Origin of the sequence: Terrabacter sp. Ter38, from assembly GCF_024519435.1 — a bacterium.
GTDB lineage: Bacteria > Actinomycetota > Actinomycetes > Actinomycetales > Dermatophilaceae > Terrabacter.
In genome coordinates this window covers 538,939-550,327 of the sequence record NZ_JALJRZ010000003.1, presented here as the reverse complement: position 1 = coordinate 550,327, position 11,389 = coordinate 538,939, and the positions used below count along the sequence as shown (strand labels likewise).

10 protein-coding genes are annotated in these 11,389 nt (G+C 71.4%); 3 read left to right on the top strand and 7 right to left on the bottom strand.

Translation table 11 applies throughout. The features are described from left to right. Nucleotides 1-336: 336 nt before the first annotated feature. The 7 genes from NR112_RS09780 to NR112_RS09750 all read right to left on the bottom strand — a co-directional run bounded on the left by NR112_RS09780 (nt 337) and on the right by NR112_RS09750 (nt 8,689). The gene (locus NR112_RS09780; RefSeq protein WP_256793870.1) at nt 337-1,626 is read right to left on the bottom strand and encodes a thymidine phosphorylase; all 1,290 of its coding nucleotides are present in this window, start codon (nt 1,624-1,626) and stop codon (nt 337-339) included. 57 nt (nt 1,627-1,683) lie between these two features. Further along, nucleotides 1,684-2,118, bottom strand: coding sequence for a cytidine deaminase (locus tag NR112_RS09775; protein WP_256793869.1), 435 nt, complete (start codon nt 2,116-2,118; stop codon nt 1,684-1,686). Further along, nucleotides 2,118-3,386 (bottom strand): ABC transporter permease, encoded by a 1,269-nt coding sequence (locus NR112_RS09770; protein ID WP_256793868.1) that lies wholly within the window; start codon nt 3,384-3,386, stop codon nt 2,118-2,120. Before NR112_RS09770 ends, NR112_RS09775 begins: the two co-directional genes overlap by 1 nt. Next, a complete protein-coding gene (locus NR112_RS09765; RefSeq protein WP_256793867.1) occupies nt 3,383-4,501 on the bottom strand; it encodes an ABC transporter permease in 1,119 nt (372 codons plus the stop codon). Before NR112_RS09765 ends, NR112_RS09770 begins: the two co-directional genes overlap by 4 nt. After that, nucleotides 4,498-6,108 (bottom strand): ABC transporter ATP-binding protein, encoded by a 1,611-nt coding sequence (locus tag NR112_RS09760; RefSeq protein ID WP_256793866.1) that lies wholly within the window; start codon nt 6,106-6,108, stop codon nt 4,498-4,500. Before NR112_RS09760 ends, NR112_RS09765 begins: the two co-directional genes overlap by 4 nt. Nucleotides 6,109-6,246: 138 nt before the next feature. Then, nucleotides 6,247-7,317: a BMP family protein gene (locus NR112_RS09755; protein ID WP_256793865.1), complete on the bottom strand. Its 1,071-nt coding sequence runs from the start codon at nt 7,315-7,317 to the stop codon at nt 6,247-6,249. A 112-nt stretch (nt 7,318-7,429) separates the two neighbouring features. Next, nucleotides 7,430-8,689, bottom strand: coding sequence for an amidohydrolase (locus tag NR112_RS09750; RefSeq protein WP_256793864.1), 1,260 nt, complete (start codon nt 8,687-8,689; stop codon nt 7,430-7,432). Between the two features lie 79 nt (nt 8,690-8,768). On the opposite strand from NR112_RS09750, the gene NR112_RS09745 reads away from it, so the two are divergent. The 3 genes from NR112_RS09745 to NR112_RS09735 are packed head-to-tail and all read left to right on the top strand — an operon-like array spanning nt 8,769 to nt 11,336. Further along, nucleotides 8,769-9,485 (top strand): (2Fe-2S)-binding protein, encoded by a 717-nt coding sequence (locus NR112_RS09745; RefSeq protein WP_256793863.1) that lies wholly within the window; start codon nt 8,769-8,771, stop codon nt 9,483-9,485. 10 nt (nt 9,486-9,495) lie between these two features. Beyond that, nucleotides 9,496-10,458: a pseudouridine-5'-phosphate glycosidase gene (locus NR112_RS09740; RefSeq protein WP_256793862.1), complete on the top strand. Its 963-nt coding sequence runs from the start codon at nt 9,496-9,498 to the stop codon at nt 10,456-10,458. Then, nucleotides 10,455-11,336, top strand: a complete 882-nt coding sequence (locus NR112_RS09735) for a carbohydrate kinase family protein (RefSeq protein ID WP_256793861.1) — start codon at nt 10,455-10,457, stop codon at nt 11,334-11,336. Before NR112_RS09740 ends, NR112_RS09735 begins: the two co-directional genes overlap by 4 nt. Nucleotides 11,337-11,389: the final 53 nt, after the last annotated feature.

The window sequence follows — 11,389 nt, the reverse complement described above, 5'->3', positions numbered from 1 at the left end:
CCATCAACCACCTCAACGAGGAGACCTCCGGGGCAACCCTTCAAACTTACCCGCCACACCCCACCGAGTCAAACCGGTGATGCGGGCGGAGCCTGCACTCCGGATCAGACCGACTCGGTCGGCCGTTCCGGACACTCGTCAGGCCCCGGGACCGGCCAGCTTCGCTCGGTGATCTCTCACCGCCGCGGTGGCGTCCGTTCCTCCCTGTCGGGCTGACGAAGAGAACAGTAGCCCGGTCCCCCGGCAATCCCCAAATCGCTCCCGACCGTCCTCCCCTGAGCCCCGGTGGACGGTGCGAGGAAGCCACGGCCGCACCCCACGGACCGCACGCGAGAGTCAGGAGACCCGGTCGATGACGATCGGGGGCAGGTCCGGTCGCGATCCCTCGGGGGCGATCGTGAAGCCGCCCTCGAGTGCTTCGAGAGCCCGGGCGAACCGCTCCGGCTCGTCGGTGTGCAGGGTCATGAGGGGCTCTCCCCCACGCACGCTCGCGCCGGGCTTGTGGTGCAGCTCGACACCCGCTCCGGCCTGGACCGGGTCCTCCTTGCGGGCACGCCCGGCGCCGAGCCGCCACGCGGCGACCCCGACCGCGAGAGCGTCCAGGTGGACGAGGACCCCGTCGGCGGGCGCGAGCACGTGGTGAGTCTCCTTGGCCGTCGGCAGCTGCCCATCGGGGTCTCCCCCCTGGGCGCGGATCATCCGGCGCCAGACGTCCATCGCCCGGCCGTCCGCGAGCACGTCGGCCGGGTCGACGTCCGAGCGTCCGGCGCCCGCGACCATCTCGCGCGCGAGCGCGAGCGTGAGCTCGACGACGTCACCCGGGCCCCCGCCGGCGAGCACCTCGACGGACTCCCGCACCTCGAGCGCGTTGCCCGCCGTGAGCCCGAGGGGAGTCTCCATGTTCGTCAGCAGGGCGACCGTGTGCACGCCCGCGTCGGTGCCGAGGCGGACCATGGTCTCTGCGAGCTCGCGGGCCTGCCCGAGCTCCTTCATGAACGCGCCCGACCCCACCTTGACGTCGAGGACGAGCGACCCGGTGCCCTCGGCGATCTTCTTGCTCATGATGGAGGTCGCGATGAGGGGCACGCAGGAGACGGTCCCCGTGACGTCGCGCAACGCATACAGCTTCTTGTCGGCCGGGGCGAGGCCGGTGCCGGCGGCGCAGATGACGGCACCGACATCCTCGAGCTGGGCCAGCATCTGCTCGTTGGTCACGTCGGCCCTCCACCCGGGGATCGACTCGAGCTTGTCGAGCGTGCCGCCCGTGTGCCCGAGACCGCGACCCGAGAGCTGCGGGACCGCCACGCCGCAGGCGGCGACGATCGCCGCCAGGGGGAGAGTGATCTTGTCGCCCACTCCGCCGGTCGAGTGCTTGTCGCTCGTGGGACGGGACAGTCCCGAGAAGTCGAGCCGCTCACCCGAGCGGATCATCGCGTCGGCCCAGCGGGCGATCTCGCGCGGGTTCATCCCGTTGAGGTAGATCGCCATCGCGAGCGCCGACATCTGCTCCTCGGCGACGGCGCCCCTCGTGTACGCGTCGATGACCCAGTCGATCTGGGCGTCGGACAGCTCGGCCCGGTCGCGCTTGGCGGAAATGACGTCTACGGCATCGAAGGCTTCACTCACAGGGACCATCATGTCCCAGCGCCGTCGGTGCCGGAGCAGGACCGGGTGCGGAGGCGTTCAGCCCTCGGCGTGACGCAGGTCCTCGGCCCCGAACGCCTGCGGCAGGACCGCCGACATCGGCAACACACCCTGGGGAGTCATGAGCAGGCACTGGGGCCCGCCGTTCTCCCAGAGGAGCTGCCGGCAGCGACCGCACGGCATGAGGGCCTGGCCGTCCCCGCCGACGCAGAACACCGCGGTGAGGCGGCCGCCTCCGGAGGCGTGCAGGTCGGACACCATGCCGCACTCCGCGCAGAGGGCCACGCCGTAGGCGGCGTTCTCGACGTTGCAGCCGGCGACGACCCGCCCGTCGTCGACGAGGCCGGCGACACCGACGCGGAACCGGGAGTAGGGCGCATACGCCCGCTCCATGAGCTCCACCGCGCGTTGGCGCAGCGACTCCCAGTCGACCGCGTCGGAGGTGCCGGGTGGCGGAGTCGTCGTCTCGGCCACTAGTGCCCCTCGCCCTTGCGGTAGATCTGCCCGTCGGCCGCGGGCATGCGCAGGCGCTGCGAGGCGAAGGCGAGCACGAGCAGCGTCGTCACGTAGGGCAGCGTGCTGGACAGCTCCGGCGGCACGATGTCGGTCAGGGCGTACCAGGCGCCGACGATGACGCCCACGACGAGAGCGATGACGCCCTGCACGACGCGGCCCTTGCGGACGATCTGCCAGATCCCGATGCCGATGAGCAGCACGGCGAGCAGCAGGAGGAAGGCGTGGACGGTCGTGCCGCCACCGCGCAGCTGGGCCGCGTCGGTGTAGCCGAAGAGCACCGAACCGGCCATCAGACCGCCGGGGCGCCAGTTGCCGAAGATCATCGCTGCGAGGCCGATGTAGCCGCGACCACCCGTCTGCCCGTCCCGGAAGACGTTGGCCGCCACGAGCGCGAGGAAGCCACCACCGAGACCGGCCAGACCACCGGAGACGAGGACCGCCACGAACTTGTAGCGCAGCACGTTGACGCCGAGCGACTCCGCTGCGACCGGGGACTCGCCGACCGAGCGCAGGCGCAGGCCGAAGGCGGAACGCCAGAGGATCCAGGCCGTCGCGATGAAGAGCAGGACGGCGAGGATCGTCACGACCGACACGTCGGTGCAGAAGGCACGGAGCACGCCGGCGAGGTCGGAGATGAAGAAGATGTGCTGTTGCTCGAGGGTGCCGAGGGCGTCGGAGAGTCCCGGGATGCTGATCGTCGGCAGCTCATCGAGCGGGGGCGACTGCGTCGGGCCACCCCCGGGGAGGGTGCTGAAGAAGCGCACCGAGAGGTACTTCGCGAAGCCGAGCGCCACGATGTTGAGCGCCACGCCCGAGACGATGTGGTCGACGCCGAAGGTCACCGTCGCGATGGCGTGGATGAGTCCACCGACCGCGCCTCCGATGACGGCACCGACGAGACCCCACCACGGGCCGAGGTGGTAGCCGAGGAATCCGGCACCCCAGGTGCCGAGGATCATCATGCCCTCGAGGCCGATGTTGACGACGCCGGCGCGCTCGGACCAGAGACCGCCGAGACCGGCGAGGGCGATGGGCACGGCGAGTCCGAAGGCCGCGATGAGCAGCCCGGAGGAGTCGACGTCGTTCGCGCCCGTGACGACGCGAAGGACCGAGAGCACGAGCACGGCACCGAGGCCGACCCCGACCCACTGGAGCGGGCTCAGGCGGAGCCGACGCGGCGTGGCGGTGACCTTCTCGACGCCGGCGTCGAGACCAGTGACGCTCATGCCGTCGCTCCTTCCGGGGTGGGGGCATCGGATCTCGTCGCGGCCAGCTCCCTGGCCACTCGCTGCTGCTCGAGACGCACGTCGGCGCGACGGATCAGCTCGTAGGCGATGACGACGGCGAAGAGGATCACGCCCTGGATGATGAAGACGACCTCGGATGCGACTCCGGCGCGGATCTGCAGCGCGTTGCTCTGCACGTCGAGGAACGACCACAGCAGGGCAGCCGCCGCGATGCCGAGCGGGTGGTTGCGACCGAGCAGCGCGATGCCGATGCCGGCGAAGCCGAGGCCCGCCTGGAAGGTCGTGCCGTAGCTGTGGTCCTGGCCGAAGAGCAGGGGCATGCCGATGAGGCCCGCCAGCGCACCCGAGGCGATCATCGTCGTGACGACCATGCGCGGCACCTTGACGCCGCTGGCGACCGCGGCGCTCTCGGAGCGGCCCGTCGCGCGCAGGTCGAAGCCGAACCGGGTCTTGTTGATGACGAACCAGTAGAGGGCGCCGACGAGGACGGCGAGGAGGATGAGCGTGTAGACCTTGTTCGTCGCGCCCGGGATGAGGCCGAGTCCCGAGAGCTGCGAGGACTCGGGGATGGGCTTCGTCGAGATCGTGTTGCTCCCCGGCTGCTTGACCGCGACCTTGAGCAGCAGCCACTGCACGACGCCGGTCGCGATGGCGTTGAGCATGATCGTGCTGATCACCTCGGAGATGCCGCGGCGGACCTTGAGGTACGCGGCGATGCTCGCCCAGAGGCCTCCGGCGACCATCGCGACGACGATCGTCAGGAGCACGTTGAGCGGGCCGGGGAACCACGCCTGGCCGGCGAAGGCCGCTCCGGCGAAGACCGCGACACGGTACTGGCCGTCGACGCCGATGTTGAAGAGGTTCATCCGGAAGCCGACCGCGACCGCGACGGCCGAGAGGTAGTAGACCGTGGCGCCGTTGACGATCTGGACGAGCTGGCGCGGCTTGGGCCAGCTGAGGATCGTCTGCCAGACCTCCACCACCGGGTCGCCGAGGAGCAGCAGGATGGCCGAGGTCACGACGAACGCGACGACGAGCGCGAGCACGGGCGCCGCGACGGCGAGGAGGAGCTTGCGGGGGCTGAAGGTGCTCATCGGGTCTCCTCCGGGGCGGCTGCAGCTCCGGTCATGGCCGCGCCGAGATCCTCGGCCGTGACGGTGTCGGGGTCGAACGTGCCGGTGAGTCGCCCCCGCAGGATCACCTCGATGGTGTCGGAGAGACCGATCAGCTCCTCGAGGTCGGCCGAGATGAGCAGGACGGCCAGGCCGTCGCGCCGGGCCTGGCGGATGATGTCCCAGATGCTCGACTGCGCGCCGACGTCGACGCCGCGCGTGGGGTGTGCCGCCACGAGGACCTTGGGCTGGTGGCTCATCTCGCGGCCGACGATGAGCTTCTGCTGGTTGCCGCCGGAGAGCGACCCCGCCTTGACGTTGATCGAGGGCGTACGGACGTCGTACTCCTTGACGATCCGCTCGGTGTCGGCCTTGGCCCCCGCGGCGTTGATGATGAAGCCCCGGACGTTCGGCTCCTCGGTCTGGTGGCCGAGGATGCGGTTCTCCCAGAGCGGGGCCTCGAGCAGCAGGGCGTGCCGCTGGCGGTCCTCGGGGATGTAGGCGACGCCCGCCTCACGGATCTCGCGCGTGCGCCAGTCGGAGATGTCGGTGTCACCGAGGAAGACGAGGCCTGACGTGGGCTCGCGCATCCCCATGATGACCTCGACGAGCTCGGCCTGGCCGTTGCCCTCGACGCCGGCGATGCCGAGCACCTCACCCGCGTGGATCGTCAACGAGATGCCGTCGAGCACGTTGCGGCCGGCACCGACGCCGGCGAGCACGATGTCCTCGATGCGCAGCACGACGCGGTCCGTGACCGTGGACTCCTCCGTCTGCGGGGTCGGAAGCTCGGCGCCGACCATGAGCTCGGCGAGCTGGCGCGCGTTGACCGACGACGGGTCGACGGTGTCGACGGTCGTGCCGCGCCGGATCACCGTGATGGAGTCGGCGACGGAGAGCACCTCGTCGAGCTTGTGCGAGATGAACAGGACGGTCAGGCCCTCGGACTTGAGTTCGCGAAGGTTGTCGAAGAGCTCGTCGACCTCCTGCGGCACGAGGACCGCGGTCGGCTCGTCGAGGATGATGATCTTGGCGCCGCGGTAGAGGACCTTGAGGATCTCGATGCGCTGGCGGGCACCGACGCCGAGGTCGTCCACGAGGGCGTCCGGGTCGATGTCCAGGCCGTACTCGTCCGAGATGCGCCTGATCTCGCGGCGCGCGCCGTCGCCGATGCCGTGCAGCTTCTCGGCGCCGAGGACGACGTTCTCGAGGACGGTGAAGTTGTCGGCCAGCTGGAAGTGCTGGAACACCATGCCGATGCCGGCGGCGATGGCGTCGGCCGGCGAGTGCAGGTCGACGACGCGACCGTCGATGCTGATCGACCCCTCGTCGGGCCGCTGGACGCCGTAGAGGATCTTCATCAGCGTCGACTTGCCGGCGCCGTTCTCGCCCACGATGGCGTGGACCGTGCCACGCGCGACCGTGAAGCCGATGTCCTTGTTGGCCACGACTCCGGGGAACCGCTTGGTGATCCCCTCGAGCTCGACGGCCGGGTGGGCGTCCGACGTCCGATCGGGTCGCGCAGGTGCTGCGGTGATGGCGACAACTCCTCGTCCGGGCCCGGAGGGGAGTCCGGGCGGGTGGTTCATGCGGGGCCGGGTCGCAGGACGTCCCGGCCGACCACCGGAGCAGGGGACGGACACGGCCCGCGACGACGCTACCGCGCCGCCCGGGCCGTGTCGCCCCGCTCGGGGATCATTCAGAGTGGATCTCGAGGCTCTCGAGGATCAGGGCGTGGTCGGGACCTTGATCTCGCCCGAGATGATCTTCTGCTTGTAGTCGTCGAGCTTCGACTTGATGTCGTCGACCTTGCCACCGGTCGTGGCGTAGTCGACGCCGCCGGCCTTGAGGTCGTAGACCTTGTTGCCCGTGATGTCGGTGCCCGCGGCACCCGACTTGAGGAAGTCGTAGACCGCCACGTCGACCTTCTTGATCATGGACGTGAGGATGACGTCGCGAACGTCCGGCGTGGCCGTCAGGGCCTGGTCGGAGTCGACACCGATGGCGAGCTTGCCAGCGGCCTTGGCCGCCGTGAAGACGCCGCTGCCCGATCCGCCCGCTGCGTGGTAGACGACGTCGGCGCCGCCCTGGTAGAGGCCCTCGGCGGCCGTCTTGCCCTTGGCGGGGTCGTTGAAGCCGGAGAAGTCCGGCGGCTGCGAGAGGTACTGGCTCTTGACGACGATGGAGGGGTTCGCGGCCTTGGCACCGGCGACGTAGCCCGCCTCGAACTTCTTGATGAGGTCCGTGGCGACACCACCGACGAAGCCGACCGTGTTGGTCTTGGACTTCAGGGCGGCGGCCGCGCCGACGAGGAAGGAGCCCTGCTCCTCGGCGAAGGTCAGCTGGGCGACGTTGGGCCCGGCCGAGTCGGTGGACGCGTCGTCGATGATCGCGAACTTGACGTCGGGGTTGGCCTTGGCGACCGTGCCGATGGCCTTGGCGTAGGCGAACCCGACACCGATGACGTGCGTGGCGCCGGCGTCGATGAACTGCTGCAGTCGCTCCTCGGTGGCGGCCTCGCTCTCACCGTTGACCTGCGTGGCCTCCTTGAACTCGACACCGAGGTCGGCCTTCGCCTTGTCGAGGCCCGCGGCCGCAGACGCGTTGAAGGACTGGTCACCACGACCGCCGACGCCGTAGGCGATACCGACGACGAGCTTCTTGCCGGCTGCCTGCGTGCCGGTGCTGCCGGCGGAGGTGTTGCTGCCCGCGGGCGTGTTGTCGCTGCTGCTGCCGCAGGCCGCGAGGCCCAGCGCGGCGGCGGCGACAACGGCCGCGACCTTGGTTGCGTGACGCAAGAGGTGCTCCTTAGATTCCGCGGGGCCGACGACGACATCGGCCCAGATAGCACGGAACTGTAGACCCCGGCACGACAAGATCTGTTCGGCTCGGGGGAAGTCGCAGGAAGTGTTACCGATCCGCGACCGCGCTCAGAGGAGAGACGCCCCCGAGGGCCGGTGTGCCGGCCAGACGGGCCGCCGCCGCGAAGGCAACACCGGCCAGCGTCCTGGCCCCGACGACGATCGCGCCCTCGTCCACGACGAGGTCGCCGCGGTGCAGGTCGTAGGTCGGGCCGCCGGGTGAGCGGGTCCCGAGCCGGGCCATGGCGCCGGGCACGTGGGTGAGGTACCACGCGAAGTCCTCGCCGCCGAGCGACTGCGGCGTCGGCGCGACGAACGACCCGGTGCCGGTCACGGCGGCCGTGAAGGCGTCGATGCAGCCGGCGTCGTTGACGACCGGGGGCACGCCCTTGGTGATGAGCACGTCTGCCTCGACGGCATACGGCTTGACGACCTCGTGGACGACCGCCTCGAGGAGGCGCTCGACGCCCTCCCAGATGCCGGCGTCGAGCATGCGCAGCGTGCCGCCGACCTTGCCCGACGACGGGATGACGTTGTGCGCACCGCCGGAGTGGATCGAGCCCCACACGAGTGCCGCTCCCGCGCGCGGGTCGAGTCGGCGTGACAGGACGGCCGGCACGTCGGTGACGACCTTGGCGAGGGCGTACGTGAGGTCCTGGGTGAGGTGGGGCCGCGAGGTGTGGCCGCCCCGACCGGAGAGCGTGACCTCGATCTGGTCGGCGGCCGCGGTGATGGCGCCGACGCGCAGGCCGACCTGGCCCGCGTCGAGGTTGGGGTCGCAGTGGAGCGCGAAGATCCGGTCGACCCCGACGAGGCCGTCCTGGGCCACGACGTCCTCGGCGCCGCCGGGCATGAGCTCCTCGGCGGGCTGGAAGATCAGCCGCGCGCCGACGCCGGCCGCCACGAGCCGCCCCTCGGACTCCTTGAGGGCGAGCGCTGCGCCGATGAGCGCGGTCGTGTGCACGTCGTGACCGCACGAGTGGCTGACACCATCGGTCCGGGACGCGAACTCGAGGCCGGTCTGCTCGCGGATCGGCAGGGCGTCGATGTCGGCCCGCAGCGCGATCCTGTGCGAGGGGTTGGTGGCGCCGAGGTCGGCGACGAGGCCCGTGCCGCGCAGCCGGCGCACCCCGATGCCGGCCCGCTCGAGACGGTCGGCGACGAGGGCCGTCGTGCGCACCTCGCCTCGTCCGAGCTCCGGATGGGTGTGCAGGTCGCGGCGGATCGCGACCAGCTCCGCGGCATGCTGCTCGACGGTTCGGGCGATGGCCTCGAAGGGCAGCGAAGCAGAGCGGTCGGTCACGATCACGGGAGTCTAGCGAGAGGATGGGGTCGACCCCGCAGGCCGGGGTCTCCGGGATCGGTCGGGGCAGGGAGGGAGAGGTCGCGTGGAGTCGAAGGCACCCACGGGGACGTCCCTCGGGACCGACGCCGTCCGGCACGTCGTCGGGCTCGTCGACCGGGCGATGCCCTTCACCACCGTGACGAGCCGTGTCTCCGCCGCGACCGTCTGGACCGCGGACGTGGTGACGCACGTGCGGGCGGGCGCGGACCCGCTCGCGCCGTGGCGCTCGGCGCTCCTCGCGCAGATGGAGCAGCGCAACGCGACGACGGTACGGCCGCACGTGCCTGCGGCCTTCGTCCTCCAGTGGTGGTGCGAGGTGGCCGCCTCCCCGATGGCGTATGCCGCCGTGCTCGGTCCCTGGCTCCTCGTGCCGTCGGGCGCCGGGCTCGGTTTCGAGCTCGCGCCGGGCCTCGACCCCTACCGCATCGTCGTCGTCCCCGAGCGGACCTCGTTGGCGGTCGACGACGACCCGGTGCGGCGCCTGGAACGGGCCCGGACGGCATACCTCGCGCTCGTCTCGGAGGTCGTGACGGCATACGCCCCCGACGTCCGGATGGGCTCACGGCAGCGGTGGGGCGTCGTCGGTGACATGTGGGAGACGGCCGTGCGGCTCGCGCGAGGCGCGGCCGGGGAGAGCGTCGGCACCGAACCGACCCGGGTCTCGTGCTGCTTCATCTACGCCATCCCCGGGATGCGCGAGTGCGCCGCGTGCCCCCGCAGCGGGCGGGGCCGCGCAGGGCCGCGGACCGCGCCGAACTAGGCTCGGCGCCATGCCGCAGCACCTTCCCGAGTCCGACCTGCTCGTCGTCCACGAGGAGGTGCGTGAGGCCCTCGATGCCGGCACCGGCGTCGTCGCCCTGGAGAGCACCATCCTCGCCCACGGCCTCCCCCACCCCGACAACATCGAGATCGGTGGACAGATCGAGGACGCCGTCCGCGCCGGCGGGTCGGTGCCGGCGACGATCGCGGTGCTCGACGGCGTCGTGCACATCGGCCTCGGGGCCGCCGAGGTCGAGCGCGTGTGCACCGACCCGGACATCGCCAAGCTGTCGGTCCGTGACGTGGGCGTGGCTGCGGCACTTGGATTTTCGGGTGCGACGACGGTCGCATCGACGTCTGCGCTCGCGCACCTCGCGGGCATCCGCGTGTTCGCCACCGGTGGGCTCGGCGGCGTGCACCGCGGGGCGTCCGAGACCTTCGACGTCTCCGCCGACCTCGGGGTCATCGCGTCCACCCCGGTGCTCGTCGTGTGCGCCGGGGTCAAGTCCATCCTCGACGTGGCAGGCACCCTCGAGACCCTCGAGACGCTGTCGGTGCCGGTGCTCGGCTACCGGACCGACGCGTTCCCCGGCTTCTACCTGTCGGACTCCGGGCAGCCGGTGCCGTGGCGGGTCGACTCCGCGGCCGAGGCTGCACGCGTCGTCGTCGCCCGGGGCCGCCTCGGGACCGACGCCGCCGGTGTGGTGCTCGCCAACCCGCTGCCCGCCGACCGCCAGGTCGAGCGAGGGCTGCACGACCGTCTCGTCGAGGAGGGGCTCGCACTCCTCGAGCGCGAGGGCGTGCACGGCAAGGACGTCACGCCGCGCCTGCTCGAGTACTTCCACGACCACTCCGGCGGCGAGTCCCTCCGCGCCAACGTCGAGCTCGTGCTGTCGAACGCGCGCCTCGCGGGAGAGGTGGCGGCCGAGGTCGCGTCCCAGGTCGCGTCCCAGCTCGCGACCCGGTCGGCATGACGACGCGGCCGGTCGTCGTCGTCGGTGACGTCGGGCTCGACGTCATCACCCGTCCGTCCGGCGACATCCGCTGGCACTCCGACACCCCGTCAGCCGTGGCGCTCGTGCCCGGCGGCGCAGGCGCGAACTCCGCCTCGTGGCTCGCCGGCCTCGGGGCCGACGTGACCCTGGTGGCCCGCATCGGCGACGACGCAGCGGGCACGACGTGCCGTCGTGAGCTCGAGTCGGCCGGCGTCACCTGCACGTTCGCGGTCGACGCCACGCTGCCGACGTGCATGGTGGTCATCCTGCTCGACGCCCACGGCGACCGGACGATGTTTCCCGACCGCGGCGCCAATAAGGCCTTCGCGGTGCCGGACGTCGACCTCGCCTCATTGGGGCTCGCGGACGAGCCCCGGCCGCACCTTCACCTCTCGGGCTACGTGCTCTTCGACGCGGGGTCCCGCGCGGCCGGCCTCGAGTCGCTGCGCCAGGCGCGGTCGCTCGGGTGGACGACGTCGGTCGACCCTCAGTCGCCGGCCCTCATCGAGCGGGAGGGCGTCGACACCTTCCTCGGGTGGGTCACCGGCGTGGACTTGCTGCTGCCCAACGAGAACGAGGTCGCCGCGCTCGGAGGACTGGCCGCGATCCTGGCGCACACGAGCGAGGTCGTCGCGACGTACGGCGCGGCCGGGGCCCGGTGGGTCGGTGCCGCCGGCGTGGACGAGTCGGCCGAGGCACCGGTCGTCGAGAACGTCGACGCCACGGGGTGCGGTGACGCCTTCAACGCCGGCCTCCTGTCGGCCTGGCTCGCCGGCCAGGCCCGGTCGACCGCTCTGCGGGCCGGGGTCGCGGCCGGCAGCGCCGCGGCAGCCCGCGTGGGCGCCCGGCCCGGCTGAACGGCATACGCCCTCGGTTCACCGACGGACCGCCACGAACCGGCGTATGCCGT

Coding starts and splice junctions, on each gene's coding strand:
- NR112_RS09765 (WP_256793867.1), bottom strand. CDS start 4,501: ATGAGCACCTTCAGCCCCCGCAAGCTCCTCCTCGCCGTCGCGGCGCCC.
- NR112_RS09735 (WP_256793861.1), top strand. CDS start 10,455: ATGACGACGCGGCCGGTCGTCGTCGTCGGTGACGTCGGGCTCGACGTC.
- NR112_RS09740 (WP_256793862.1), top strand. CDS start 9,496: ATGCCGCAGCACCTTCCCGAGTCCGACCTGCTCGTCGTCCACGAGGAG.
- NR112_RS09770 (WP_256793868.1), bottom strand. CDS start 3,386: ATGAGCGTCACTGGTCTCGACGCCGGCGTCGAGAAGGTCACCGCCACG.
- NR112_RS09760 (WP_256793866.1), bottom strand. CDS start 6,108: ATGAACCACCCGCCCGGACTCCCCTCCGGGCCCGGACGAGGAGTTGTC.